Genomic DNA, 25,044 nt, shown 5'->3' with positions numbered 1-25,044 from the left:
ATATAAATATTTAGTTCATGGCATTTCTAGTTACATGACGTCCATGAATTAAGAAGTAAACAAGCATAGTAATGATTGCTAAAGCGGCCATAAAGCCGAAGATTTCACTATATGAAAACATATGAGTAAATAACCCAAGGAATGATGGACCGAAGCCGACACCTGCATCTAGACCAACGTAAAAAGTAGATGTCGCGATACCATATTTAATCGGAGGTGAGACTTTTATCGCAATAGATTGCATTGCAGATGATAAATTTCCATACCCTAAACCTAGGCAAGCTCCAGCAAGTAATATTAACCAGCTTTGATAGCTTGAAATTAAGCACACAAATGAAAGGAAAAGCATGATAAATGCTGGGTAGACAATAATATTTTCATTTTTATCATCCATCAATCTACCAGCAATAGGTCTAGTAATTAACGATGCTATAGCATAGCAAATAAAGAAATAGCTTGCTGCAGTTACTAGGTGTCGCTCTAAAGCAAATGCTTGTAAATAAGTTAGGATGGACGCATAGGTAACGCCAATTAAAAGCATAATTACAGCAACAGGAATGGCCTCTTTTGCAATAAATTGATGAATACTAAATCTTGGTTTATCAATGACATTAGTTTCAGTTTTATTATTTGTTACTTCAAAATCAACTTTTATAAATAATGAGATAATGAGTCCGAGTATGCCTAATATGACACAAATAATAAACAGTAAATCAATTGCGTATTTTGTAATAAGTAACATGCCTAGAAATGGGCCAATCGCTGTACCTAATACTAAACTTAAAGAAAATAAACTGATGCCTTCACTTTTTCTATTAACAGGGGTAACGTATGCCGCAATAGTACCTGTTGCAGTTGTCACAACTGCAGTTGCGATACCGTTTATGAGACGTACAAAGATTAAAAAAGCTAAAGATCCATCAATAAAATAAAGTAATTGCGTGATAATTAAAGCAATTAAACCAATAAATAATAATCGTTTAGGTCCGATTTGATTTACAAATTTACCTGTAGCAAATCGACCAATTAAAGACCCGACAATAAATAGTCCTACAACTAATCCGGCTAATGAATCGGAAGCGTCGAAAGCTTGCTTACTATAGCCAGCAATAACTACAAGTAACAAATACATGCATAGGTATACGATAAAGTTGACAAAAAAGTTGATTGTAAAACTTTTGGTGAAAATAGGTGATTTATTTAATGAGCCTTGATTAGTCATTGTGTGCCTCCTTTAATAATATTTCATGAATTTGATTCATCACATTTATGGTTTCTTGCATTTGATCTTGCGAAATGTTTGTTTTGGCAACTACTGCTTGTTGGAGCTTTTGTACATCAAGACAAACAATCTCATATAATTCATGCCCTTTAGGTGTTAAAGTTAAAAACTTTTGTCGTTTATCCTCTAAACTGTTTTCTACTGTTATAAGGTCATTTTCTATTAGAGCTTTTAAAGTTTTTCTTGCAGTAGGCTTTTCAATTGCACGTCTATGTGAAATTTCAATGAGAGTAGTGGGCTGATGTTTAGCGATATCGCGTAAGATTAACCATTGGCCATAATATATATTGTGTTTTTCTAAAATCGGCTCGGCTAATTTTAAATAGGGGCGATATATTGTTATAAAACTATTGAAAAATTCTTGTGATAGCATAGTGACATCTCCTAAGATAAAATAGTTAGCTTAGCTAACCTTTTTTACAACAATAGTAATTATAAAACGGGAGCAATTAGAAATCAATATATAATTATTAAGAGCAAAAATAATTATACTTTGTTAAAATAAGCGTAATTACATGTAAATAGGGGGATACTAATGATATTGAAATTTGATCACATCATTCATTATATAGATCAGTTAGATCGGTTTAGTTTTCCAGGAGATGTTATAAAATTACATTCAGGTGGGTATCATCATAAATATGGAACATTCAATAAATTAGGTTATATCAATGAAAATTATATTGAGCTACTAGATGTAGAAAATAATGAAAAGTTGAAAAAGATGGCAAAAACGATAGAAGGTGGAGTCGCTTTTGCTACTCAAATTGTTCAAGAGAAGTATGAGCAAGGCTTTAAAAATATTTGTTTGCGTACAAATGATATAGAGGCAGTTAAAAATAAACTACAAAGTGAGCAGGTTGAAGTAGTAGGGCCGATTCAAATGGAAAGAGATACACATAAAGATGGTAAGGTAAAGTGGCAATTGCTTTATATAATGAATCAGGATGATGATGAAATTAAGCCACCATTTTTTATTCAATGGGAAGAAAGTGATTCCATGCGTACTAAAAAATTGCAAAAATATATTCAAAAACAATTTTCAATTGAAACTGTTATTGTGAAAAGTAAAAACCGATCACAAACAGTATCGAATTGGTTGAAATGGTTTGATATGGACATTGTAGAAGAGAATGACCATTACACAGATTTGATTTTAAAAAATGATGATATTTATTTTAGAATTGAAGATGGTAAAGTTTCAAAATATCATTCGGTTATCATAAAAGACGCACAAGCAACTTCACCATATTCAATTTTTATCAGAGGTGCTATTTATCGCTTTGAACCATTAGTATAAATATACGTAAGTGCTATGAGCGAGAATGCCCATATGAATAATGGCAAGCACAATGGAAAGAATCGTTAATATATTATTTAATCGTGATGACTTAATTAAAATGAAAAAGATTGATAATATAAATGTGAAAAAGATAAGTATAACCCGTAAACTAAAGTAATTCACGGTGAGAGGTTGACTCAATGTCATAATGATTGCAACGATGTTCATAATTATAAATAGACTTAAAATAATTGTTCTCATATCAAACACCTCATTGTTAGATTATTGACATTATAACAGGGGTATTTGTATATGAACATTAATGTGGTTGCTTGAGGAAAAATTTATTCATTGAAGTCAAGTTGGTTCATTTTAGAAATGAATATCGTGTTAGATGATGAAAGTATATTGAAGTATAGGTAACTAGTTGAAAAGTATTAATTGTACGATAACATTAAATTTAACACGAAACATAGATATAAAATGATTTACAATTAAAATGGGTAAATTTGAACTTGCTAAACTATTAATTGGAGCATGGACATTTCAAAAATAAGAGTTCAAATCTTACACAAGCTCTGAATCGACACTATAAGATACAAACTGTATAATTAAAGGTATTGTTAAATAGAAGGAGATATCATAAATCATGGAAAAGATGCATATCACTAATCAGGAACATGACGCATTTGTTAAATCTCACCCAAATGGAGATTTATTACAATTAACGAAATGGGCAGAAACAAAGAAATTAACTGGATGGTACGCGCGAAGAATCGCTGTAGGTCGTGACGGTGAAGTTCAGGGTGTTGCGCAATTACTTTTTAAAAAAGTACCTAAATTACCTTATACGCTATGTTATATTTCACGTGGTTTTGTTGTTGATTATAGTAATAAAGAGGCGTTAAATGCATTGTTAGACAGTGCAAAAGAAATTGCTAAAGCTGAGAAAGCGTATGCAATTAAAATCGATCCTGATGTTGAAGTTGATAAAGGTACAGATGCTTTGCAAAATTTGAAAGCGCTTGGTTTTAAACATAAAGGATTTAAAGAAGGTTTATCAAAAGACTACATCCAACCACGTATGACTATGATTACACCAATTGATAAAAATGATGATGAGTTATTAAATAGTTTTGAACGCCGAAATCGTTCAAAAGTGCGCTTGGCTTTAAAGCGAGGTACGACAGTGGAACGATCTGATAGAGAAGGTTTAAAAACATTTGCTGAATTAATGAAAATCACTGGGGAACGCGATGGCTTCTTAACGCGTGATATTAGTTACTTTGAAAATATTTATGATGCGTTGCATGAAGATGGAGATGCTGAACTATTTTTAGTAAAGTTGGACCCAAAAGAAAATATAGCGAAAGTAAATCAAGAATTGAATGAACTTCATGCCGAAATAGCTAAATGGCAGCAGAAGATGGAAACATCTGAAAAGCAAGCTAAAAAAGCGCAAAATATGATTAATGATGCGCAAAATAAAATTGCTAAAAATGAAGATTTAAAACGAGACCTAGAAGCTTTAGAAAAGGAACATCCTGAAGGTATTTATCTTTCTGGTGCACTATTAATGTTTGCTGGCTCAAAATCATATTACTTATATGGTGCGTCTTCTAATGAATTTAGAGATTTTTTACCAAATCACCATATGCAGTATACGATGATGAAGTATGCACGTGAACATGGTGCAACAACTTACGATTTCGGTGGTACAGATAATGATCCAGATAAAGACTCAGAACATTATGGCTTATGGGCATTTAAAAAAGTGTGGGGTACATACTTAAGTGAAAAGATTGGTGAATTTGATTATGTATTGAATCAGCCATTGTACCAATTAATTGAGCAAGTTAAACCTCGTTTAACAAAAGCTAAAATTAAAATATCTCGTAAATTAAAACGAAAATAGATTAAAGACTGAAATCTGAACGCTCATAAGACTGTCATTTGCGTTCAGATTTTTTTACACAATATAGAATGGTTGAGTAAAATATTTTTGAATATAGTGAAAGAGGGGGAAGTACTGTGATAAAAAAGCTATTACAATTTTCTTTGGGGAATAAGTTTGCTATCTTTTTAATGGTTGTTTTAGTTGTCTTGGGCGGTGTATACGCGAGTGCTAAATTGAAATTAGAATTACTACCAAATGTACAAAATCCAGTTATTTCAGTTACAACAACAATGCCGGGTGCAACGCCACAAAGTACCCAAGATGAAATAAGTAGTAAAATTGACAACCAAGTAAGATCGTTGGCATATGTGAAAAATGTTAAAACGCAATCCATACAAAATGCTTCAATTGTAACAGTTGAATATGAAAATAATACAGATATGGATAAAGCAGAAGAACAGCTTAAAAAAGAAATCGATAAAATTAAATTTAAAGATGAAGTTGGTCAACCAGAATTAAGACGTAATTCGATGGACGCTTTTCCGGTTTTAGCATATTCATTTTCAAATAAAGAGAATGACTTGAAAAAAGTAACGAAAGTACTGAATGAACAATTAATACCAAAATTACAAACGGTAGATGGTGTGCAAAATGCGCAATTAAACGGGCAGACGAACCGTGAAATCACCCTTAAATTTAAGCAAAATGAACTTGAAAAATATGGGTTGACTGCTGATGATGTAGAAAACTATCTAAAAACGGCAACAAGAACAACACCACTTGGATTGTTCCAATTTGGTGATAAAGATAAATCAATTGTTGTTGATGGTCAATATCAATCTGTTGATGCTTTTAAAAACATAAATATTCCATTAACGTTGGCAGGAGGACAAGGGCAATCTCAATCTCAAAGTGACAATAAACAAAATTCAGCCATGTCAGACGTTAATCAGGCATCACCACAGCAAAATTCAAAAGCGTCATCATCAAATAATATAAGTGGTGTGCCGACAGCGAAACTAGGAGATTTAGCTGATATTACAGTTGGTGATGTGCGTACTTCTATTTCTAAAACGAATGGCAAGGATGCGGTTAATTTACAAATAACTAAAGCTCAAGATGCCAATACAGTTCAAGTAGCCAAAGATGTACAACGTAAAATTGATACATTCGTTGATGAAAATAAAGATTTTAATGTCACAAAAACAATGGATACTGCAAAGCCTGTTGAGAAATCACTTTATACGATGGTTGAAAAAGCATCATTAGGTACAATCGTGGCAATTATAGTTATTTTGCTGTTTTTAAGAAACATTCGTACGACGGCAATTTCTATTATATCCATTCCGTTATCACTTCTTATGGCGCTTATTGCTCTGAAATTGAGTGATGTTTCATTGAATATACTAACGTTAGGTGCATTAACAGTAGCGATTGGACGTGTGATAGACGATTCGATTGTAGTTGTTGAAAATATTTATCGACGCTTAACAGATTCAGAAGAACAACTAAAAGGTGAAAATTTAATTATCAGTGCGACAACTGAAGTATTTAAACCAATAATGTCATCGACACTAGTTACTATTATCGTCTTCTTACCACTTGTGTTTGTATCAGGTTCAGTAGGCGAAATGTTTAGACCTTTTGCATTGGCTATTGCATTTAGTTTATTAGCATCGTTATTAGTGTCAATTACACTCGTTCCAGCGTTGGCAGCAACACTATTTAAAAAAGGCGTTAAACGTCGTAATAAACAACATCAAGAAGGATTAGGTGTTGTTAGTACAACTTATAAAAAAGTATTGCATTGGTCACTAAATCATAAGTGGATTGTAATTATATTAAGTACATTAATTTTGGTTGTAACTATTGTATTTGGAGGACCGAGACTAGGCACTAGCTTTATTTCAGCAGGTGACGATAAATTTTTAGCTATTACTTATACACCGAAGCCTGGTGAAACGGAGCAAGCAGTGTTGAATCATGCGAAAGATGTTGAAAAATATTTAAAACAGAAAAAGCATGTAAAAACAATTCAATACTCAGTTGGTGGTAGTAGTCCAGTAGATCCAACGGGTAGTACAAATAGTATGGCAATCATGGTTGAATATGATAATGACACGCCTAATTTTGATGTAGAAGCGGATAAGGTTATTAAACATGCAGATGGCTTTAAACATCCTGGAGAGTGGAAAAATCAAGATTTAGGAACAGGTGCAGGTAATAAATCTGTAGAGGTTACTGTGAAAGGCCCATCAATGGATGCCATAAAATCAACTGTAAAAGATATTGAACAGAAAATGAAACAGGTTAAAGGACTAGCCAATGTCAAATCTGATTTATCGCAAACATATGATCAGTATGAAATTAAAGTTGATCAAAATAAAGCGGCAGAAAATGGTATTTCTGCAAGTCAACTTGCAATGCACTTGAATGAAAACTTACCAGAAAAAACAGTTACGACTGTTAAAGAAAATGGTAAAACTGTTGATGTTAAAGTCAAACAAAATAAGCAAACAGACTGGTCAGAAGATAAGTTGAATAATATAACTTTGAAAAAGCCGACTGGTGGCACGATTAAATTGGGAGATATCGCTACGTTAGTTAAAACAACGACACCAAGTAAATTGACGCAAGAACAAGGTGATTATGCAACGACGGTATCTGCTGAAGTAACAAATAAAGATGTGGGTGGCACAACACGACAAGTGATGTCTAAAATAAATAATTTGGACAAACCGAATAATGTAAAGGTTAATATCGGTGGTGCATCAGATGATATTAACAATGCAATGACACAATTAGCCTTTGCAATGTTAGCTGCGATCATTATCGTATATTTAATCCTAGTTATTACATTTAAAGGTGGCTTAGCACCATTTACAATTCTATTCTCTTTACCATTTACAGTTATCGGTGTAATTATTGCACTATTAATCACAGGAGAAACAATATCAGTACCAAGTTTAATTGGTATGCTAATGTTAATTGGAATCGTAGTAACAAATGCCATTGTGTTAATAGACCGTGTCATTAATAATGAGCAGCAGGGCATGGAGATGAAAGAAGCATTAATCGAAGCAGGCGGTACTAGAATTAGACCGATATTAATGACGGCGATTGCAACAATTGGTGCATTAGTTCCTTTGTTATTTGGTCAAGATAGCTCGATTCTTATTTCGAAAGGATTAGCTGCTACAGTTATTGGTGGTTTAATTTCATCAACTTTATTAACACTTGTAGTTGTACCAGTAATATATGAAATTCTCTTTACTTTAAAAAAACGATTCACTAAACGATAGATAATATAAAAGCCATAAAAGCGGTCATGGTATTGACTACTTTTATGGCTTTTTAAAATTTGAAATTTTAGACCTTATTTCACGTGCGATTTAATCGATGTGTTAATAAAACAATACTGGCATTCAACATGTAATCCGATAATAAAATAAGATTGCAATTATGTTATTGCATGTTTTGTTTATTACTTAGAATAATACGATGGTTAAGATGAAATATATGACAAAGATAAATAATGACATTAAATTCAAGATGTTTACGCCTTTTAGATCTTTTTTAAGCATTTTAAATCCTGTCACTTCGACATTACCGACTAAGAGTAATAAGACGATAAATACCCACCAATTCTCTTTTGGAAAACTCATCGTCGTTAATGCTAAGACGAATAATAACAACACACCCATAATAATTCTCAAAATGCGAGTAAATACAACTTCCATTTTAAAAATACTAATAAAACTAACAATTAGATAAAGTATTGCTAGTAAAATCAGATAAAATTGCATATGATAACTTCCTCTCCGTTTCAAAGGGTTCATGTAGTACAGCAGCGTAGAAAACATAAATAGCAGTGTTGGGATAGATATGCGCGTATGTTATTAATGAGACACTAAATCATAACACGACAACACCTTGTGATTCTAGATGTAATTGAGCGAAAAATAAAGCAATTCATCAATATAACGTATTCAGAGCAATGCTAGTCAAATTTATGTAACTAAAAGTATTTATTGCCTGAATGATAGATTATTAATCTTGCATTTGAGCACGAACATTTCTAATTTCATTTTCAATATCTTTAAGTTGACGAACAAGTGCGGAAGTATCTAAATCCAAAGATTCCCGTTTTTCTAAGTCGCCTTGAAGACGAACGTAATCATATTTAAGTTCGGCTAGTTGGTTTTCTAAAGACATACTATAACACTCCTTTGAAATATAATTAAGTGCATTTAATGTAGATTATAGCATGAAACAGTAGACTTCTAAAATATCTGTGGAGTATGTTAAAGTTATAAATTATGAAGATTATTGAAAGAAGGGATAACAGTGACAGAACAATTTACTATGATTATTTTATTAATTGCGCTTGGTTACTTTTTGAAGCGCATTAATTTTATAAAGGCAACTGATAGCCAAGTCATTGCTACATTAGTTCTTAATGTCACACTCCCATCTTTAGTTATTGTGAATTTAAACAGTGCAGAATTAAAATTGTCATTCTCCATTTTACCAATTTTAATGATTATCTATGGTATTGTGGCGAAAATGATTGCTGTCTGGTTTTTTAGAAAATATGATAATCACATGCGTGGATCAGTAGGTATGATGACTGGTGCTATGAATATTGGATTGTTTGCATATCCACTAATTGAAGTGATATGGCCTAAAACGGGGCTTATTTATTTTGGTATGGCTGATATAGGTGGTGCCTTTGTGATGTTTGGAATTACTTACTTTGTAGGTAGCTATTTTAGTGAAGGTAGTGATCAATTCGATTTTAAATATTTAGGTAAGAAATTATTACAATCAGTGCCACTCGTTACATACATTGTAATGTTTATATTGAATATAAGTCACATCCATTTACCACATGTGGCAATCGATTTCTTTAGCATACTTTCCCATGCAAATATGCCGTTATCAATGATTTTGCTAGGTGTCATGTTGAATTTTACTCTGGAAAGAAAGTATATACCTGCTACTATTAAATATTTATGTTTGCATTATGGATTAGCATTAGTTGGGGGATTGTTAGTACATGTGTTGTTACCGGTATCAGATGATATGATTAAGACGACGTTGTTGGTCACTTGGATGTTCCCAGTTGGTGTCGCAATTATTTCTTATGGTATTCAGTTTAAATATCGAACACTGTCATTTATAGGTATGACGACCAATTTGACAATCATTATTAGTATCATTATTTTGTACGTGTATCAGGCAGTGTTTGTCTAGTTTACACATTTGAAAATAAAATCCATTTTAATAGTCGAAGAAAATGAGAGCCCCCTTTACCACAACATGTAAATGTATATTGTGAAAAGGGGGCTTTTATTTATGACATAGTTGTTCAACAGGCTGGGACATAAATCAATATTCTATGCTCTACGAAGTTATATTGGCAGTAGTTGACTGAATGAAAATGCGCTTGTAACAAGCTTTTTTCAATTCTAGTCAGGGGCCCCAACAAAGAGAAATTGGATTCCCAATTTCTACAGACAATGCAAGTTGGGGTGTGGGCCCCAACACAGAGAATTTCGAAAAGAAATTCTACAGGCAATGCGAGTTGGGGTGGGACGACGAAATATATTTTGCGAAAATATCATTTCTGTCCCACTCCCTATGCAGCTATCCACTTCATATGTATGGCGCATACTTGATAAATGAATATCATCAAGATTTTAAAAGTATCGCTAATTTTAAAGTCTTAAAACGCATGATTAATGTCATGATGTGTTATTGTGTTTTGTTTTTAGAGCCACGTATTTCCTAGGAAATATAGAGGAACATTCAACGTAAAATTCTCGAAAATTAATTTTAATCATTCTATAAGTGAATGGTTATTTTCAGAAGCGATAACATTTTTACTTTACATGAGTATTTAACTTTCTATTTCAAATTACCTAGAATTATAGCAGCTATCACGATAATAATAATACCTGCCCAAATACCCGTCATCTGACGACGATCTTTTCTTTCTCCTAAAATGAAAATACCGCCTAAGGTTGAAACGATAACAAGTAACTGTGATAATGAGAAACTTGTAGCTACACCAACTTTTGGTTGAGAATAGAACATGAACAAGTTACCAATTCCCCAAATCACACCTGGCAATAGATTAAGTGCTGTTGATTTAAGTGATGTTTTATGATTCATGGATAGGATAAAGCCACCAATTGCCATACCGACAGATTGGAAGAACAATGCATCAGTTCCACCAACACCAAAGATGTCACCAAGTACAACGAAACCTACATATCCAACTGTAGATACAATTAAAATACCCATTGCTTTTTTAAATTCAGGATTATCTGATTGACGTTCATTTTTAGCTTTAAGTGAAGTAAGTGCTACACCAGTAACTAATAATATCATGGCGATTAAACCAAAGATAATTTGAGTCATTGAAGACCATTCACCTAAAAAGATAACGCTGAATAATGTTGTACCAACTAATTGCATACCTGTAGAAACTGGCATAGTATTTGATACACCGATTAAACTAATAGATTTAAGCTGATTCGCTTGTCCAAACGCCCATAATGCACCAGAAATAAGACCGACAATAATTACAGTAGGATTATTGAATTTTGCGAAACCAGTAATAAGTAAACCTAATCCAACAATGAGTGCGCCTAGCGTCGTACCACGAATTTGGTTGTAAGGTCCACCGCCGACGAACACATTAATAAGAACGACACTTCCCCAGAATAAAGCAGGTAAAAGTGCGATTAAGAAATCAAGAAATTGCAAGACTACTCACTCTCCTATACTATTTATGCAAGTGCTCCCCTTAATTGACACTTGCATGTTATTGTAAAGCATTCTGCCCTAATAGTAAAAAACAACTACTTATAATTTTCAATATTTACAAAAAGTAGAAAAACCCACAATACATGCTAATGATGTACTGTTGGGTATTTGCTTGGTATTTTATTCAGGGATTGTTTGATCTTTTACGTTACGTGATTCGAATTTGAATTTAATGTACTCATAGTTGATATGGAAGCCTAGACCATTAAATCGTTCGATGAGTTTATTATTTTTATTACGAATTTTAAAATAAACTTTTCTAATATCAAAGTTATCAAAAGCATATTGCAATGCATACGCAAGCAACTCGAAAGCGATACCTTTCAAACGGTAATCTACATGTGAACTGAAGTATTTAATCTCGGCGATTGATTGTTGTGAATCAATTTCAAGGTATAAATAACCTTTAAGTAAACCTTCGCTAACAAATAAAAACAAATGATGATGGTCGTCTAAACTATCAATGATATCTTGTGGTGACTGTGCCTGATATTTAAATGTAGTTGTGTGTAATTTGCTGAAAGCACGATAAAACCCTTTGTGATAAGGAATGATATTTGGTTGGTGCATATCTTCTTCTAATCTTGTACGGGCTTCTATGTAATAGTCAGTGAAGTTATAACTTGCTTGAATAACTTTCATTAATGGTTTGTATTGTTGAATGCCTTCTTCAAAAGAAAAGTTAAAGACGGCATCGTCAGGTTGGTTCGAAGTCATTGCTTTAAACAGCTTTTCAAACGTATCGACAGATAATACATAATTGTCAGCTACGAAAGGGCCTATGACTTTGAATTTATTTTTATCGTATGCAAAAGACAATATGATTGCTTTGATTGAATCGTTTTCTTTAATCGAAAATACACCAGGTGATTCAATCGCATCGGTTATTAATACATCTATTTCATTGTACTGTTGAGGAAGTTTATATAAGTATGATGCTGATTCATAATTCGAATGTTCAATGAACGATTTTATTTGTGTAATATCATATAACTGAACTATGCTCATGTCATTACCTCCGTACTTTTTGTTACTTTTATTATATAGTATTTCAACTGAAATGAAAGTTAATAGTGATATTAACATGTTACAATACATTTAACACATCATTTGCAATCATTGAATTTAAATCAAAGATTAGTGGAATAGATGAAGCACGTTCGAAATAAAAGAACGTATGAGAAAGGATAATTTATGAAATCTTTAATATTAGCTGAAAAACCATCAGTCGCAAGAGATATTGCTGATGCTTTACAAATAAATCAGAAGCGTAATGGTTACTTTGAAAATAACCAATATATTGTCACGTGGGCGTTAGGTCATCTAGTGACAAATGCGACACCTGAACAATACGATAAAAATTTAAAGGAATGGCGATTAGAAGACCTTCCAATTATACCTAAATATATGAAAACTGTTGTTATTGGTAAAACAAGCAAACAATTTAAAACAGTAAAAGCGTTAATTTTAGATAATAAAGTGAAAGATATTATTATTGCAACAGATGCTGGACGAGAAGGTGAACTAGTTGCAAGATTGATTTTGGATAAAGTTGGTAACAAAAAGCCAATCCGTCGATTATGGATTAGCTCAGTTACTAAAAAAGCTATTCAACAAGGTTTTAAAAATTTAAAAGACGGTCGTCAATATAACGATTTGTATTATGCAGCGTTAGCGAGAAGTGAGGCGGATTGGATTGTTGGGATTAATGCAACGCGTGCACTAACAACAAAGTATGATGCACAGCTATCCCTGGGACGTGTTCAGACACCAACGATTCAATTAGTAAATACACGACAACAAGAGATTAATCAGTTCAAACCACAACAATACTATACATTATCATTAACGGTAAAAGGGTTTGATTTTCAGCTAGAATCAAATCAGCGATATACCAATAAAGAAACTTTAGAACAGATGGTTAATAATTTGAAAAATGTCGATGGTAAGATTAAATCTGTTGCTACTAAACATAAGAAGTCGTATCCGCAATCACTGTACAATTTAACAGATTTACAACAAGATATGTATAGACGTTATAAAATTGGACCTAAAGAAACATTGAATACACTTCAAAGTTTATATGAGAGACATAAAGTCGTAACCTATCCAAGAACAGATTCAAACTATTTAACAACTGATATGGTAGATACTATGAAAGAACGTATTCAGGCGACGATGGCAACAACATATAAAGACCAAGCACGCCCATTAATGTCTAAAACATTTTCATCAAAAATGTCGATATTTAATAATCAAAAAGTATCTGATCACCATGCAATTATTCCTACAGAAGTGAGACCTGTCATGTCAGACTTAAGTAATAGAGAACTAAAGTTATACGATATGATTGTCGAGCGTTTTTTAGAAGCTTTAATGCCTCCGCACGAGTATGACGCGATAACTGTAACTTTAGAGGTTGCAGGGCACACATTTGTTTTGAAAGAGAATGTAACAACTGTTTTAGGTTTTAAATCTATTAGACAAGGTGAATCTATTACAGAGATGCAACAGCCTTTTTCAGAAGGCGATGAAGTGAAGATTTCAAAAACAAACATTAGAGAACATGAAACAACACCTCCAGAATATTTTAATGAAGGTTCGTTATTAAAAGCGATGGAGAACCCTCAGAACTTTATTCAATTGAAGGATAAAAAATATGCGCAAACTTTAAAGCAAACAGGTGGTATCGGCACAGTTGCAACAAGGGCCGACATTATCGATAAATTATTTAATATGAATGCTATTGAATCAAGAGACGGTAAAATTAAAGTAACGTCAAAAGGTAAACAAATATTAGAATTAGCACCAGAAGAATTAACGTCGCCACTTTTAACTGCACAATGGGAAGAAAAACTACTTTTAATTGAACGTGGTAAATATCAGGCGAAAACATTCATTAATGAAATGAAAGATTTTACGAAAGATGTTGTAAATGGGATTAAAAATAGTGATCGTAAATATAAACACGATAATTTAACAACCACTGAATGCCCAACGTGTGGTAAATTCATGATTAAAGTTAAAACTAAAAATGGTCAGATGCTTGTGTGCCAAGATCCATCTTGTAAGACGAAAAAGAATGTACAGCGCAAAACAAATGCAAGATGTCCAAACTGTAAAAAGAAATTAACGTTGTTTGGTAAAGGGAAAGAAGCGGTATATCGTTGTGTTTGTGGACATTCTGAAACGCAAGCACATATGGATCAGCGTATGAAGTCTAAATCCTCTGGTAAAGTATCTCGTAAAGAAATGAAAAAGTATATGAATAAAAATGAAGGTTTAGACAATAATCCGTTTAAAGATGCATTAAAGAACTTGAATTTATAGATAAAATCGAACAAAGTTGAATCAGAAAAACGAAAAGTTCGCTTTTGGTATTGTTTTTTATTAAGAATGATATTAAACTATTAAGGTATTTTAAAAAAAGGAGCATCCATTCGTGAAAAACTATTTCCAGTTCGATAAATATGGAACAAACTTTAAAAGAGAAATCTTAGGCGGTATCACAACTTTCTTATCTATGGCCTATATTTTAGCAGTTAACCCGCAAGTTTTAAGTTTAGCAGGTGTTAAAGGCGTATCAGAAGATATGAAAATGGACCAAGGTGCCATTTTTGTAGCGACTGCATTAGCAGCATTTGTAGGCTCGCTATTCATGGGACTAATAGCTAAATATCCAATTGCGTTAGCACCAGGTATGGGATTAAATGCATTCTTTGCATTTACTGTTGTGTTAACCATGGGTATTCCTTGGCAAGTTGGTTTAACAGGCGTTTTATTCTCAGGTATATTCTTTGCGATATTAACCGTCACAGGGTTTAGGGAAGTTATTATTAATGCAATTCCTTATCAAATGAAGATGGCTGTTTCAGCAGGTATAGGATTATTCATTACATTTGTAGGTTTACAAAGTTCGGGTATTATAGTTAAAAATGAATCTACATTAGTAACATTGGGACATTTAACTGATCCACCAGTACTTTTAGCGATATTCGGTATCGTTATTACAGTTATTTTATATGCAATTAAATTGCCGGGTTCTATCTTTATCGGTATGATCATCACAGCAATCGTTGGTATGTTCACTGGATTGATTCAAATGCCATCTGGTATTGTAGGTAAGATTCCAAGTATTGAACCAACGTTCGGTGCTGCATTTGAAGCGTTTAAAGACCCAAGTCAATTATTAACGATACAGTTCTTAATTGTTATTTTAACGTTCTTATTTATTGATTTCTTTGATACAGCTGGTACATTAGTAGCCGTTGCTACTCAAGCAGGTATTATGAAAGATAATAAATTACCAAGAGCTGGTAGAGCATTGTTCTCAGATTCTTTAGCTACGATTGTAGGATCAGTTTTTGGAACAACTACAACAACTTCTTATATCGAATCAACTTCAGGTGTTGCTGTAGGTGCTAGAACAGGATTTGCTAGTATCGTAACAGGTTGTTGTTTCCTATTAGCGCTGTTCTTTAGTCCGTTAATCGCTGTTGTAACAAGTGCAGTTACGACACCAGCTTTAGTGGTGGTAGGTGTATTAATGGCTGCAAACTTTGCTGAGATAAACTGGAAAAGTTTTGAAGTTGCAGTGCCAGCATTCATTACAATCATTATGATGCCTTTATCATACTCAATTGCAACTGGTATTGCGTGTGGATTTATTTTCTATCCAATTACAATGCTTATCTCTAAAAAACATAAAGAAGTACATCCGATAATGTATGTATTAATGGTACTATTCATTCTGTACTTCATATTTGTTCATGGTTAAATCCATACACAAAAAACGACTGCCAATGATTGGTAGTCGTTTTTTCTTTGAAGTAAGGATAAAATAAGAAGCGAAATAACATAAAGCAATATTATGAATGTCTTTAAATATCCGATATAAATATACTTCTTTTAAAATTGTTGGACGTGTTTCTTCTATATTATATACCTAATTAAAAAGGTTTTAAGAATTATTCTCTATGTCCATCTTTGTATTGTGTGTAAATGACACGAGCATTTTTATTAGGTATATAGGTTGGCGCTGATAATACAACTAGGACAAATAGAATCATTAGGAAAAATAAAATCCAATGAATCAAAATTCCTAAGAAGGGGATAATAGCTAAAAAACTACCTACTATACCAAATATTGGAATAATCGCTATAGGTCTAATCGCATTTTGTCTATTCACTAATAATATAATAGTAAGAATTAGATAAAGTAATGCATTAAAGAGTAAAGGCTGCCATCCAAAACTTAAAATAAACGTTGCACCTAAAAAAGGAATGCCATAGAAAAACTCACAAAGTATTAAAAAGATACCTATAAGTGCTAAAGATAATTTTGGTCCATTTTTCATATTCATTCACCACCGTTCTTATGACTAATTATATAGAATAATTTTCAATGATAATAATAAAATGATTCAAGGTACGAATTTACAATAAAGAAGGAAATAAAAAATATCTCGAAAATAGTTGAACTGACTAAGTATATAAAGTAAAATATAAAAGTATGTGTTAGACAGATAGAAAAATTATGTGAAAAGCCTTGATTTATCGATGTTTTTCGTGTAATATAACTAACGTTGGACTTTAAGAAAAGCGATGAAGCGAAAGGTTACTGACACACCCGGCCGCTTTGCCATGGCGCTGTGTAAGATAGTTTTCGTGGAGAAGTCTATCACTAAATGTAGACGAATAAGGAGGGAAAATTATGGCAAAACAAAAAATCAGAATCAGATTAAAAGCTTATGATCACCGCGTGATTGATCAATCAGCAGAGAAGATTGTAGAAACAGCGAAACGTTCTGGTGCAGATGTTTCTGGACCAATTCCGTTACCAACTGAGAAATCAGTTTACACAATCATCCGTGCCGTGCATAAGTATAAAGATTCACGTGAACAATTCGAACAACGTACACACAAACGTTTAATCGATATTGTAAACCCAACACCAAAAACAGTTGACGCTTTAATGGGCTTAAACTTACCATCTGGTGTAGACATCGAAATCAAATTATAATAGACAATTTTAGGAGGTGGACTTTCGATGACCAAAGGAATCTTAGGAAGAAAAATTGGGATGACACAAGTATTCGGAGAAAACGGTGAATTAATCCCTGTAACAGTAGTAGAAGCTAAAGAAAATGTTGTATTACAAAAGAAAACTGTAGAAGTTGATGGATACAACGCAATCCAAGTTGGATTTGAAGACAAAAAAGCATACAAAAAAGATGCAAAATCTAATAAATATGCTAATAAACCAGCTGAAGGTCACGCTAAAAAAGCTGACGCAGCACCTAAGCGCTTCATTCGTGAATTCCGCAATGTAGACGTGGATGCTTACGAAGTAGGTCAAGAAGTCTCAGTAGATACTTTTGTAGCTGGCGACGTTATTGACGTAACAGGCGTATCAAAAGGTAAAGGTTTCCAAGGTGCAATTAAACGCCACGGACAATCTCGTGGACCTATGTCACATGGTTCTCATTTCCACAGAGCACCAGGTTCTGTAGGTATGGCTTCGGATGCTTCTAGAGTATTTAAAGGCCAAAAAATGCCAGGACGTATGGGTGGAAACACAGTAACTGTTCAAAACTTAGAAGTAGTTCAAGTTGACACAGAAAACAAAGTTATCTTAGTAAAAGGTAACGTACCTGGACCTAAAAAAGGTTTAGTAGAAATCAGAACTTCAATTAAAAAAGGTAATAAATAATAAGAAGTGAAAGGAGGAAATGCATAATGGCTAATTATGATGTTTTAAAATTAGACGGAACTAAATCAGGTTCAATCGAATTAAGCGATGCAGTATTCGGTATTGAGCCAAATAATAGCGTTTTATTCGAAGCTATTAATTTACAACGTGCTTCATTACGTCAAGGTACGCATGCTGTTAAGAATCGTTCAGCAGTAAGCGGTGGCGGACGTAAACCATGGAAGCAAAAAGGAACAGGTCGTGCTCGTCAAGGTACAATCCGTGCTCCACAATGGCGTGGCGGTGGTATCGTATTCGGACCAACTCCAAGAAGTTATGCATACAAAATGCCTAAGAAAATGCGTCGTTTAGCTTTACGCTCAGCATTATCTTTCAAAGCTCAAGAGAATGGCTTAACTGTAGTTGACGCATTTAACTTCGAAGCTCCAAAAACTAAAGAATTCAAAAATGTATTATCTACATTAGAACAACCTAAAAAAGTATTAGTAGTTACTGAAAACGAAGATGTAAATGTTGAATTATCAGCACGCAACATCCCTGGCGTTCAAGTGACAACTGCTCAAGGTTTAAATGTTTTAGATATCACTAATGCTGACAGCTTAGTAATTACTGAAGCTGCTGCTAAAAAAGTTGAGGAGGTGCTCGGATAATGGAAGCAAGAGATATTCTTAAGCGCCCCGTAATCACTGAGAAATCTTCTGAAGCAATGGCTGAAGACAAATACACTTTCGACGTTGATACTCGTGTTAACAAAACACAAGTAAAAATGGCAGTTGAAGAAATCTTCAACGTAAAAGTTGCAAGTGTTAATATCATGAATTACAAACCTAAGAAAAAACGTATGGGCCGTTACCAAGGCTATACAAACAAAAGAAGAAAAGCGATTGTAACTCTTAAAGAAGGATCAATCGACTTATTTAACTAATAAACCAATTACCATTAAGGAGGTAAGCGACAATGGCTATTAAAAAGTATAAGCCAATAACAAATGGTCGTCGTAATATGACTTCGTTAGATTTCGCAGAAATCACGAAAACTACACCTGAAAAGTCATTATTAAAACCGCTACCGAAAAAAGCGGGACGTAACAACCAAGGTAAATTGACTGTAAGACACCATGGTGGTGGACACAAACGTCAATACCGTGTTATCGATTTCAAACGTAACAAAGATGGTATCAATGCAAAAGTTGATTCTATTCAATATGATCCAAACCGCTCAGCAAACATCGCTTTAGTTGTATATGCAGACGGTGAAAAACGATATATCATTGCTCCTAAAGGATTAGAAGTAGGTCAAATCGTTGAAAGTGGTGCTGAAGCTGACATCAAAGTTGGTAACGCATTACCATTACAAAACATTCCAGTTGGTACAGTAGTACACAACATCGAGCTTAAACCTGGTAAAGGTGGACAAATCGCTCGTTCAGCTGGTGCAAGTGCTCAAGTACTTGGTAAAGAAGGTAAGTACGTATTAATCAGATTAAGATCTGGTGAAGTTCGTATGATCTTATCTACTTGCCGTGCTACAATCGGTCAAGTTGGTAACCTACAACACGAATTAGTTAACGTTGGTAAAGCCGGACGTTCAAGATGGAAAGGTATTCGTCCAACAGTTCGTGGTTCTGTAATGAACCCTAACGATCACCCACACGGTGGTGGTGAAGGTCGTGCTCCTATCGGTAGACCATCTCCAATGTCACCATGGGGTAAACCTACGCTTGGTAAGAAAACTCGTCGTGGTAAAAAATCATCAGACAAACTTATCGTTCGTGGACGTAAGAAAAAATAATATAATCAACTTATTTGGGTGTGCGGCTTAAAGCTGCACGCACATAATAAGAAGGGAGGCGCCCAAATGGCTCGTAGTATTAAAAAAGGACCTTTCGTCGATGAGCATTTAATGAAAAAAGTTGAAGCTCAAGAAGGAAGCGAAAAGAAACAAGTAATCAAAACATGGTCACGTCGTTCTACAATTTTCCCTAATTTCATCGGACATACATTTGCAGTATACGACGGACGTAAACACGTACCTGTATATGTAACTGAAGATATGGTAGGTCATAAATTAGGTGAGTTTGCTCCTACTCGTACATTCAAAGGACACGTTGCAGACGACAAGAAAACAAGAAGATAATATCTATTAAGTAGAGGAGGACATCCTAATGGAAGCAAAAGCGGTTGCTAGAACAATAAGAATCGCACCTCGTAAAGTAAGACTAGTTCTTGACTTAATCAGAGGTAAAAATGTTGCTGAAGCTATTGCAATTTTAAAATTAACAAACAAAGCTTCATCACCAGTAATTGAAAAAGTATTAATGTCCGCTTTAGCTAATGCTGAACATAACTATGACATGAACACAGATGAATTAGTAGTTAAAGAAGCATATGCTAACGAAGGACCAACATTAAAACGTTTCCGTCCACGTGCGCAAGGTCGTGCAAGTGCGATTAACAAACGTACAAGCCACATTACAATCGTCGTAAGTGACGGTAAAGAAGAAGCTAAAGAAGCTTAATTAACTTTTAAGGAGGGAATACTGTGGGTCAAAAAATTAATCCAATCGGACTTCGTGTTGGTATTATCCGTGATTGGGAAGCTAAATGGTATGCTGAAAAAGACTTCGCTTCACTTTTACACGAAGATTTAAAAATCCGTAAATTTATTGATAATGAATTAAAAGAAGCATCAGTTTCTCACGTAGAGATTGAACGTGCTGCAAACCGTATCAACATTGCAATTCATACTGGTAAACCTGGTATGGTAATTGGTAAAGGCGGTTCAGAAATCGAAAAATTACGCAACAAATTAAATGCGTTAACTGATAAAAAAGTACACATCAACGTAATTGAAATCAAAAAAGTTGATCTTGACGCTCGTTTAGTAGCTGAAAACATCGCACGTCAATTAGAAAACCGTGCTTCATTCCGTCGTGTACAAAAACAAGCAATCACTAGAGCTATGAAACTTGGTGCTAAAGGTATCAAAACTCAAGTATCTGGTCGTTTAGGCGGAGCTGACATCGCTCGTGCTGAACAATATTCAGAAGGAACTGTTCCACTTCATACGTTACGTGCTGACATCGATTATGCACACGCTGAAGCTGACACTACTTACGGTAAATTAGGCGTTAAAGTATGGATCTATCGTGGAGAAGTTCTTCCTACTAAGAACACTAGTGGAGGAGGAAAATAATAATGTTACTACCAAAACGTGTAAAATATCGTCGTCAACATCGTCCTAAAACAACTGGTCGTTCTAAAGGCGGTAACTACGTAACATTTGGTGAGTTTGGTTTACAAGCTACAACAACGTCTTGGATCACATCTCGTCAAATCGAATCTGCTCGTATAGCAATGACACGTTACATGAAACGTGGCGGGAAAGTTTGGATTAAAATCTTCCCACATACACCATATACTAAAAAACCTTTAGAAGTACGTATGGGTGCTGGTAAAGGTGCGGTTGAAGGCTGGATCGCAGTTGTTAAACCAGGTAGAATTTTATTCGAAGTTGCTGGCGTTTCTGAAGAAGTTGCGCGTGAAGCACTACGTTTAGCAAGTCACAAACTTCCAGTAAAAACTAAGTTTGTAAAACGTGAGGAATTGGGTGGTGAAACAAATGAAAGCTAAGGAAATTAGAGACTTAACCACTTCAGAAATCGAAGAACAAATCAAATCTTCAAAAGAAGAGCTTTTTAACCTACGCTTTCAGTTAGCTACAGGTCAATTAGAAGAAACTGCACGTATTCGTACAGTAAGAAAAACGATTGCACGTCTAAAAACTGTTGCTCGTGAAAGAGAAATTGAACAAAGTAAGGCTAATCAATAATTAAGTAAGAGGAGGTTACAAAAGTGAGCGAAAGAAACGATCGTAAAGTTTATGTAGGTAAAGTTGTTTCAGACAAAATGGACAAGACTATTACAGTACTTGTTGAAACTTACAAAACACACAAATTATACGGTAAACGAGTAAAATACTCTAAAAAATACAAAACTCATGATGAAAACAATTCAGCTAAATTAGGAGACATTGTTAAAATTCAAGAAACTCGTCCTTTATCAGCAACAAAACGTTTTCGTTTAGTAGAGATTGTTGAAGAGTCAGTAATTATTTAATACAAGTTTAGAGATAAGGGAGGTTTAACTAATGATCCAACAAGAAACACGCTTGAAAGTAGCAGACAACTCTGGTGCTCGTGAAGTTCTTACAATCAAAGTATTAGGTGGATCTGGTCGTAAAACAGCAAACATCGGCGATGTTATCGTATGTACTGTTAAAAATGCAACACCAGGTGGCGTTGTTAAAAAAGGTGACGTTGTCAAAGCTGTAATCGTACGTACTAAGTCAGGTGTTCGTCGTAATGACGGTTCATACATCAAATTTGATGAAAATGCATGTGTTATCATCCGTGATGACAAAGGCCCACGTGGTACTCGTATCTTCGGACCTGTTGCTCGTGAATTACGTGAAGGTAACTTCATGAAAATCGTATCATTAGCACCAGAAGTACTTTAATTAATAACAACCAATACAAATAAGGAGGTGCCCACATGCATATCAAAAAAGGTGACAACGTTAAAGTTATCGCAGGTAAAGACAAAGGTAAAGAAGGTAAAGTAATTGCTACTCTACCTAAAAAAGACCGTGTCGTTGTGGAAGGTGTTAACATTATGAAAAAACACCAAAAACCAACTCAATTAAATCCTGAAGGTGGAATCTTAGAAACAGAGGCAGCAATCCATGTTTCTAATGTACAATTATTGGACCCTAAAACAAACGAACCAACTCGTGTAGGTTACAAATTTGTTGATGGTAAAAAAGTTCGTATCGCTAAAAAATCTGGCGAAGAAATTAAATCTAATAATTAATAACAAGTTGAAAGGAGGATCCCACTTTGAACCGTTTAAAAGAAAAGTTTAACACTGAAGTTACTGAAAACTTAATGAAAAAATTCAATTATAGTTCAGTAATGGAAGTACCAAAAATAGATAAAATCGTTGTGAACATGGGTGTAGGTGACGCAGTACAAAATTCTAAAGTATTAGACAATGCTGTTGAAGAATTAGAATTGATCACTGGTCAAAAACCATTAGTAACTAAAGCTAAAAAATCAATCGCGACTTTCCGTTTACGTGAAGGTATGCCAATCGGTGCGAAAGTAACACTTCGCGGTGAAAGAATGTATGAATTCTTAGACAAATTAATTTCAGTATCATTACCACGTGTACGTGACTTCCAAGGTGTTTCTAAAAAAGCATTTGACGGACGCGGTAACTACACTTTAGGTGTTAAAGAACAATTAATTTTCCCAGAAATCGACTATGATAAAGTAAGTAAAGTTAGAGGAATGGATATTGTTATCGTAACGACTGCTAACACTGATGAAGAAGCTCGTGAATTGTTAGCTAACTTCGGTATGCCATTCCGTAAATAATTATTTAAAGGAGGCTAATTAAGTGGCTAAAACTTCAATGGTTGCTAAGCAACAAAAAAAACAAAAATATGCAGTTCGTGAATACACTCGTTGTGAACGTTGTGGCCGTCCACATTCTGTATATCGTAAATTTAAATTATGCCGTATTTGTTTCCGTGAATTAGCTTACAAAGGCCAAATCCCTGGCGTTCGTAAAGCTAGCTGGTAATAAAAAAGAGTCTGAAAGGAGGCAACAATCAATGACAATGACAGATCCAATCGCAGATATGCTTACTCGTGTAAGAAACGCAAACATGGTGCGTCACGAGAAGTTAGAATTACCTGCATCAAATATTAAAAAAGAAATTGCTGAAATCTTAAAGAGTGAAGGTTTCATTAAAAATGTTGAATACGTAGAAGATGATAAACAAGGTGTACTTCGTTTATTCTTAAAATATGGTCAAAACGATGAGCGTGTTATCACAGGATTAAAACGTATTTCAAAACCAGGTTTACGTGTTTATGCAAAAGCTAGCGAAATGCCTAAAGTATTAAATGGTTTAGGTATTGCATTAGTATCAACTTCTGAAGGTGTAATCACTGACAAAGAAGCAAGAAAACGTAATGTTGGTGGAGAAATTATCGCATACGTTTGGTAATAAAAAATAAGGAGGTGCCATAACATGAGTCGTGTTGGTAAGAAAATTATTGACATCCCTAGTGACGTAACAGTAACTTTTGATGGAAATCATGTAACTGTTAAAGGTCCTAAAGGTGAATTATCAAGAACTTTAAATGAAAGAATGACATTCAAACAAGAAGAAAACACAATTGAAGTTGTAAGACCATCTGATTCTAAAGAAGATAGAACAAACCATGGTACAACTCGTGCTTTATTAAACAATATGGTACAAGGTGTTTCTCAAGGATACGTAAAAGTACTTGAACTTGTTGGTGTAGGTTACCGTGCTCAAATGCAAGGTAAAGACTTAATCCTTAACGTTGGTTATTCTCACCCAGTAGAAATTAAAGCTGAAGAAAACATTACTTTCTCAGTTGAGAAAAACACAGTCGTTAAAGTTGAAGGTATTTCAAAAGAACAAGTTGGAGCATTAGCATCTAACATCCGTTCAGTAAGACCTCCAGAACCTTACAAAGGTAAAGGTATTCGTTACCAAGGTGAATACGTTCGCCGTAAAGAAGGTAAAACTGGTAAATAATAGATAAACTCTAAAGAAAGGAGTATTGAAATGATCAGTAAAATTGATAAAAATAAAGTGCGTTTAAAAAGACATGCTCGTGTTCGTACTAACTTATCAGGTACAGCTGAAAAGCCACGTTTAAACGTATATCGTTCAAACAAGCATATCTACGCTCAAATTATTGATGATAATAAAGGCGTAACATTAGCTCAAGCTTCTTCAAAAGACAGCGACATTGCTACTACAGCAACTAAAGTTGAATTAGCAACTAAAGTCGGTGAAGCAATTGCTAAAAAAGCTGCTGACAAAGGCATTAAAGAAATCGTATTTGACCGTGGAGGATATTTATATCACGGACGTGTTAAAGCATTAGCTGAAGCAGCAAGAGAAAGCGGATTAGAATTTTAATTTAAAGGAGG

The 25,044-nt window shown here is 34.1% G+C and carries 34 protein-coding genes; 26 read left to right on the top strand and 8 right to left on the bottom strand.

What is annotated here, in order from left to right; translation table 11 throughout:
* Positions 1-10: 10 nt before the first annotated feature.
* Together IDG65_RS02470 and IDG65_RS02465 are read right to left on the bottom strand one after the other, a co-directional pair.
* Entirely contained in the window at positions 11-1,222 is a 1,212-nt protein-coding gene (locus tag IDG65_RS02470; RefSeq protein ID WP_000184407.1) for an MFS transporter, read from the bottom strand.
* Positions 1,215-1,655, bottom strand: coding sequence for a MarR family winged helix-turn-helix transcriptional regulator (locus IDG65_RS02465; protein WP_000951058.1), 441 nt, complete (start codon positions 1,653-1,655; stop codon positions 1,215-1,217). Before IDG65_RS02465 ends, IDG65_RS02470 begins: the two co-directional genes overlap by 8 nt.
* 162 nt (positions 1,656-1,817) lie before the next feature.
* Between IDG65_RS02465 and IDG65_RS02460 the strand changes: the two genes are divergently transcribed.
* Entirely contained in the window at positions 1,818-2,582 is a 765-nt protein-coding gene (locus IDG65_RS02460) for a VOC family protein (RefSeq protein ID WP_000600970.1), read from the top strand.
* Here IDG65_RS02460 and IDG65_RS02455 read toward each other — a convergent pair.
* Positions 2,574-2,825, bottom strand: a complete 252-nt coding sequence (locus tag IDG65_RS02455; RefSeq protein WP_001566779.1) for a hypothetical protein — start codon at positions 2,823-2,825, stop codon at positions 2,574-2,576. The two genes, IDG65_RS02460 and IDG65_RS02455, sit on opposite strands and share 9 nt — an antisense overlap.
* A gap of 388 nt (positions 2,826-3,213) precedes the next feature.
* On the opposite strand from IDG65_RS02455, the gene femX reads away from it, so the two are divergent.
* Both femX and IDG65_RS02445 read left to right on the top strand, forming a co-directional pair.
* Entirely contained in the window at positions 3,214-4,479 is a 1,266-nt protein-coding gene (femX, locus tag IDG65_RS02450; RefSeq protein WP_000413863.1) for a lipid II:glycine glycyltransferase, read from the top strand.
* 116 nt (positions 4,480-4,595) lie between these two features.
* Positions 4,596-7,763 carry an efflux RND transporter permease subunit gene (locus tag IDG65_RS02445; protein ID WP_000592319.1) on the top strand — a complete coding sequence of 1,056 codons (3,168 nt, stop codon included), beginning with the start codon at positions 4,596-4,598 and terminating at the stop codon, positions 7,761-7,763.
* A gap of 186 nt (positions 7,764-7,949) precedes the next feature.
* Here IDG65_RS02445 and mspA read toward each other — a convergent pair whose 3' ends face one another.
* Positions 7,950-8,267 (bottom strand): membrane stabilizing protein MspA, encoded by a 318-nt coding sequence (mspA, locus tag IDG65_RS02440; RefSeq protein ID WP_001161085.1) that lies wholly within the window; start codon positions 8,265-8,267, stop codon positions 7,950-7,952.
* Positions 8,268-8,511: 244 nt separating this feature from the next.
* Complete coding sequence (locus tag IDG65_RS02435) at positions 8,512-8,676, bottom strand: SE1832 family protein (RefSeq protein ID WP_000051207.1); 165 nt, start codon at positions 8,674-8,676, stop codon at positions 8,512-8,514.
* A 132-nt stretch (positions 8,677-8,808) separates the two neighbouring features.
* Here IDG65_RS02435 and IDG65_RS02430 point away from each other — a divergent pair, with 132 nt between their 5' ends.
* Both IDG65_RS02430 and IDG65_RS02425 read left to right on the top strand, forming a co-directional pair.
* Positions 8,809-9,717: an AEC family transporter gene (locus tag IDG65_RS02430; RefSeq protein WP_000139185.1), complete on the top strand. Its 909-nt coding sequence runs from the start codon at positions 8,809-8,811 to the stop codon at positions 9,715-9,717.
* Between the two features lie 406 nt (positions 9,718-10,123).
* A complete protein-coding gene (locus IDG65_RS02425) occupies positions 10,124-10,255 on the top strand; it encodes a hypothetical protein (protein ID WP_001792137.1) in 132 nt (43 codons plus the stop codon).
* A gap of 116 nt (positions 10,256-10,371) precedes the next feature.
* Here the strand turns inward: IDG65_RS02425 and IDG65_RS02420 are convergent, their stop codons facing one another.
* Positions 10,372-11,235, bottom strand: coding sequence for a GRP family sugar transporter (locus IDG65_RS02420; protein WP_001159898.1), 864 nt, complete (start codon positions 11,233-11,235; stop codon positions 10,372-10,374).
* 180 nt (positions 11,236-11,415) lie between these two features.
* Positions 11,416-12,303, bottom strand: a complete 888-nt coding sequence (locus IDG65_RS02415) for a GNAT family N-acetyltransferase (RefSeq protein ID WP_000029532.1) — start codon at positions 12,301-12,303, stop codon at positions 11,416-11,418.
* A 65-nt stretch (positions 12,304-12,368) separates the two neighbouring features.
* On the opposite strand from IDG65_RS02415, the gene IDG65_RS02410 reads away from it, so the two are divergent.
* The 3 genes from IDG65_RS02410 to stgP all read left to right on the top strand — a co-directional run bounded on the left by IDG65_RS02410 (position 12,369) and on the right by stgP (position 16,072).
* The gene (locus IDG65_RS02410) at positions 12,369-12,464 is read left to right on the top strand and encodes a hypothetical protein (protein ID WP_001790553.1); all 96 of its coding nucleotides are present in this window, start codon (positions 12,369-12,371) and stop codon (positions 12,462-12,464) included.
* Positions 12,465-12,489: 25 nt separating this feature from the next.
* Positions 12,490-14,625, top strand: a complete 2,136-nt coding sequence (locus tag IDG65_RS02405) for a DNA topoisomerase III (protein WP_000838489.1) — start codon at positions 12,490-12,492, stop codon at positions 14,623-14,625.
* Positions 14,626-14,737: 112 nt separating this feature from the next.
* Entirely contained in the window at positions 14,738-16,072 is a 1,335-nt protein-coding gene (gene stgP, locus IDG65_RS02400) for a 6-thioguanine permease StgP (RefSeq protein ID WP_000800700.1), read from the top strand.
* Positions 16,073-16,262: 190 nt separating this feature from the next.
* Here the strand turns inward: stgP and IDG65_RS02395 are convergent, their stop codons facing one another.
* Positions 16,263-16,652, bottom strand: coding sequence for a hypothetical protein (locus IDG65_RS02395; RefSeq protein WP_000788443.1), 390 nt, complete (start codon positions 16,650-16,652; stop codon positions 16,263-16,265).
* A gap of 356 nt (positions 16,653-17,008) precedes the next feature.
* On the opposite strand from IDG65_RS02395, the gene rpsJ reads away from it, so the two are divergent.
* From rpsJ to rplR, 18 genes are all read left to right on the top strand, one after another.
* Positions 17,009-17,317, top strand: a complete 309-nt coding sequence (gene rpsJ, locus IDG65_RS02390) for a 30S ribosomal protein S10 (protein WP_001118667.1) — start codon at positions 17,009-17,011, stop codon at positions 17,315-17,317.
* A 27-nt stretch (positions 17,318-17,344) separates the two neighbouring features.
* Positions 17,345-18,007, top strand: a complete 663-nt coding sequence (gene rplC, locus IDG65_RS02385; protein WP_000160212.1) for a 50S ribosomal protein L3 — start codon at positions 17,345-17,347, stop codon at positions 18,005-18,007.
* Between the two features lie 26 nt (positions 18,008-18,033).
* The gene (rplD, locus tag IDG65_RS02380; RefSeq protein WP_000024827.1) at positions 18,034-18,657 is read left to right on the top strand and encodes a 50S ribosomal protein L4; all 624 of its coding nucleotides are present in this window, start codon (positions 18,034-18,036) and stop codon (positions 18,655-18,657) included.
* Positions 18,657-18,932 carry a 50S ribosomal protein L23 gene (rplW, locus tag IDG65_RS02375; protein WP_000388082.1) on the top strand — a complete coding sequence of 92 codons (276 nt, stop codon included), beginning with the start codon at positions 18,657-18,659 and terminating at the stop codon, positions 18,930-18,932. Before rplD ends, rplW begins: the two co-directional genes overlap by 1 nt.
* A gap of 32 nt (positions 18,933-18,964) precedes the next feature.
* Positions 18,965-19,798, top strand: coding sequence for a 50S ribosomal protein L2 (rplB, locus tag IDG65_RS02370; RefSeq protein ID WP_000985472.1), 834 nt, complete (start codon positions 18,965-18,967; stop codon positions 19,796-19,798).
* Between the two features lie 66 nt (positions 19,799-19,864).
* Complete coding sequence (gene rpsS, locus IDG65_RS02365; RefSeq protein WP_000124353.1) at positions 19,865-20,143, top strand: 30S ribosomal protein S19; 279 nt, start codon at positions 19,865-19,867, stop codon at positions 20,141-20,143.
* Between the two features lie 28 nt (positions 20,144-20,171).
* Entirely contained in the window at positions 20,172-20,525 is a 354-nt protein-coding gene (gene rplV / locus IDG65_RS02360; RefSeq protein WP_000387528.1) for a 50S ribosomal protein L22, read from the top strand.
* Positions 20,526-20,548: 23 nt separating this feature from the next.
* Positions 20,549-21,202, top strand: coding sequence for a 30S ribosomal protein S3 (rpsC, locus tag IDG65_RS02355; protein WP_000529877.1), 654 nt, complete (start codon positions 20,549-20,551; stop codon positions 21,200-21,202).
* Between the two features lie 2 nt (positions 21,203-21,204).
* On the top strand, positions 21,205-21,639 hold the full coding sequence (rplP, locus tag IDG65_RS02350) for a 50S ribosomal protein L16 (RefSeq protein WP_000926310.1): 435 nt from the start codon (positions 21,205-21,207) through the stop codon (positions 21,637-21,639).
* Entirely contained in the window at positions 21,629-21,838 is a 210-nt protein-coding gene (rpmC, locus tag IDG65_RS02345; RefSeq protein ID WP_000644737.1) for a 50S ribosomal protein L29, read from the top strand. Before rplP ends, rpmC begins: the two co-directional genes overlap by 11 nt.
* Before the next feature lie 23 nt (positions 21,839-21,861).
* Positions 21,862-22,125 (top strand): 30S ribosomal protein S17, encoded by a 264-nt coding sequence (gene rpsQ / locus IDG65_RS02340; protein WP_000004086.1) that lies wholly within the window; start codon positions 21,862-21,864, stop codon positions 22,123-22,125.
* Between the two features lie 31 nt (positions 22,126-22,156).
* Positions 22,157-22,525, top strand: a complete 369-nt coding sequence (gene rplN / locus IDG65_RS02335; RefSeq protein WP_000615921.1) for a 50S ribosomal protein L14 — start codon at positions 22,157-22,159, stop codon at positions 22,523-22,525.
* A 35-nt stretch (positions 22,526-22,560) separates the two neighbouring features.
* Positions 22,561-22,878, top strand: a complete 318-nt coding sequence (gene rplX, locus IDG65_RS02330; RefSeq protein ID WP_000547687.1) for a 50S ribosomal protein L24 — start codon at positions 22,561-22,563, stop codon at positions 22,876-22,878.
* A gap of 26 nt (positions 22,879-22,904) precedes the next feature.
* Positions 22,905-23,444 carry a 50S ribosomal protein L5 gene (gene rplE, locus IDG65_RS02325; RefSeq protein WP_001080824.1) on the top strand — a complete coding sequence of 180 codons (540 nt, stop codon included), beginning with the start codon at positions 22,905-22,907 and terminating at the stop codon, positions 23,442-23,444.
* Between the two features lie 22 nt (positions 23,445-23,466).
* Positions 23,467-23,652 carry a type Z 30S ribosomal protein S14 gene (locus IDG65_RS02320; RefSeq protein ID WP_001140799.1) on the top strand — a complete coding sequence of 62 codons (186 nt, stop codon included), beginning with the start codon at positions 23,467-23,469 and terminating at the stop codon, positions 23,650-23,652.
* A 31-nt stretch (positions 23,653-23,683) separates the two neighbouring features.
* Complete coding sequence (gene rpsH, locus IDG65_RS02315; protein WP_000178881.1) at positions 23,684-24,082, top strand: 30S ribosomal protein S8; 399 nt, start codon at positions 23,684-23,686, stop codon at positions 24,080-24,082.
* Between the two features lie 24 nt (positions 24,083-24,106).
* On the top strand, positions 24,107-24,643 hold the full coding sequence (rplF, locus tag IDG65_RS02310; protein ID WP_000091975.1) for a 50S ribosomal protein L6: 537 nt from the start codon (positions 24,107-24,109) through the stop codon (positions 24,641-24,643).
* A 30-nt stretch (positions 24,644-24,673) separates the two neighbouring features.
* Positions 24,674-25,033, top strand: coding sequence for a 50S ribosomal protein L18 (gene rplR / locus IDG65_RS02305; protein ID WP_000623881.1), 360 nt, complete (start codon positions 24,674-24,676; stop codon positions 25,031-25,033).
* The last annotated feature ends 11 nt before the right edge of the window (positions 25,034-25,044 follow it).

Source organism: Staphylococcus sp. EG-SA-17 (assembly GCF_017151845.1).
Lineage (GTDB): Bacteria > Bacillota > Bacilli > Staphylococcales > Staphylococcaceae > Staphylococcus > Staphylococcus aureus.
This window is presented reverse-complemented; position numbering and strand designations above follow the sequence as displayed.

Excerpts from the sequence above, each read along its gene's own strand:
- IDG65_RS02470 (WP_000184407.1), bottom strand. The coding sequence starts at position 1,222 with ATGACTAATCAAGGCTCATTAAATAAATCACCTATTTTCACCAAAAGT.
- IDG65_RS02465 (WP_000951058.1), bottom strand. The coding sequence starts at position 1,655 with ATGCTATCACAAGAATTTTTCAATAGTTTTATAACAATATATCGCCCC.
- IDG65_RS02460 (WP_000600970.1), top strand. The coding sequence starts at position 1,818 with ATGATATTGAAATTTGATCACATCATTCATTATATAGATCAGTTAGAT.
- IDG65_RS02455 (WP_001566779.1), bottom strand. The coding sequence starts at position 2,825 with ATGAGAACAATTATTTTAAGTCTATTTATAATTATGAACATCGTTGCA.
- femX (WP_000413863.1), top strand. The coding sequence starts at position 3,214 with ATGGAAAAGATGCATATCACTAATCAGGAACATGACGCATTTGTTAAA.
- mspA (WP_001161085.1), bottom strand. The coding sequence starts at position 8,267 with ATGCAATTTTATCTGATTTTACTAGCAATACTTTATCTAATTGTTAGT.
- IDG65_RS02435 (WP_000051207.1), bottom strand. The coding sequence starts at position 8,676 with ATGTCTTTAGAAAACCAACTAGCCGAACTTAAATATGATTACGTTCGT.
- IDG65_RS02425 (WP_001792137.1), top strand. The coding sequence starts at position 10,124 with ATGTATGGCGCATACTTGATAAATGAATATCATCAAGATTTTAAAAGT.
- IDG65_RS02415 (WP_000029532.1), bottom strand. The coding sequence starts at position 12,303 with ATGAGCATAGTTCAGTTATATGATATTACACAAATAAAATCGTTCATT.
- IDG65_RS02405 (WP_000838489.1), top strand. The coding sequence starts at position 12,490 with ATGAAATCTTTAATATTAGCTGAAAAACCATCAGTCGCAAGAGATATT.
- IDG65_RS02395 (WP_000788443.1), bottom strand. The coding sequence starts at position 16,652 with ATGAAAAATGGACCAAAATTATCTTTAGCACTTATAGGTATCTTTTTA.
- rpsJ (WP_001118667.1), top strand. The coding sequence starts at position 17,009 with ATGGCAAAACAAAAAATCAGAATCAGATTAAAAGCTTATGATCACCGC.
- rplC (WP_000160212.1), top strand. The coding sequence starts at position 17,345 with ATGACCAAAGGAATCTTAGGAAGAAAAATTGGGATGACACAAGTATTC.
- rplD (WP_000024827.1), top strand. The coding sequence starts at position 18,034 with ATGGCTAATTATGATGTTTTAAAATTAGACGGAACTAAATCAGGTTCA.
- rplW (WP_000388082.1), top strand. The coding sequence starts at position 18,657 with ATGGAAGCAAGAGATATTCTTAAGCGCCCCGTAATCACTGAGAAATCT.
- rplB (WP_000985472.1), top strand. The coding sequence starts at position 18,965 with ATGGCTATTAAAAAGTATAAGCCAATAACAAATGGTCGTCGTAATATG.
- rpsS (WP_000124353.1), top strand. The coding sequence starts at position 19,865 with ATGGCTCGTAGTATTAAAAAAGGACCTTTCGTCGATGAGCATTTAATG.
- rplV (WP_000387528.1), top strand. The coding sequence starts at position 20,172 with ATGGAAGCAAAAGCGGTTGCTAGAACAATAAGAATCGCACCTCGTAAA.
- rplP (WP_000926310.1), top strand. The coding sequence starts at position 21,205 with ATGTTACTACCAAAACGTGTAAAATATCGTCGTCAACATCGTCCTAAA.
- rpmC (WP_000644737.1), top strand. The coding sequence starts at position 21,629 with ATGAAAGCTAAGGAAATTAGAGACTTAACCACTTCAGAAATCGAAGAA.
- rplN (WP_000615921.1), top strand. The coding sequence starts at position 22,157 with ATGATCCAACAAGAAACACGCTTGAAAGTAGCAGACAACTCTGGTGCT.
- rplX (WP_000547687.1), top strand. The coding sequence starts at position 22,561 with ATGCATATCAAAAAAGGTGACAACGTTAAAGTTATCGCAGGTAAAGAC.
- rpsH (WP_000178881.1), top strand. The coding sequence starts at position 23,684 with ATGACAATGACAGATCCAATCGCAGATATGCTTACTCGTGTAAGAAAC.
- rplF (WP_000091975.1), top strand. The coding sequence starts at position 24,107 with ATGAGTCGTGTTGGTAAGAAAATTATTGACATCCCTAGTGACGTAACA.
- rplR (WP_000623881.1), top strand. The coding sequence starts at position 24,674 with ATGATCAGTAAAATTGATAAAAATAAAGTGCGTTTAAAAAGACATGCT.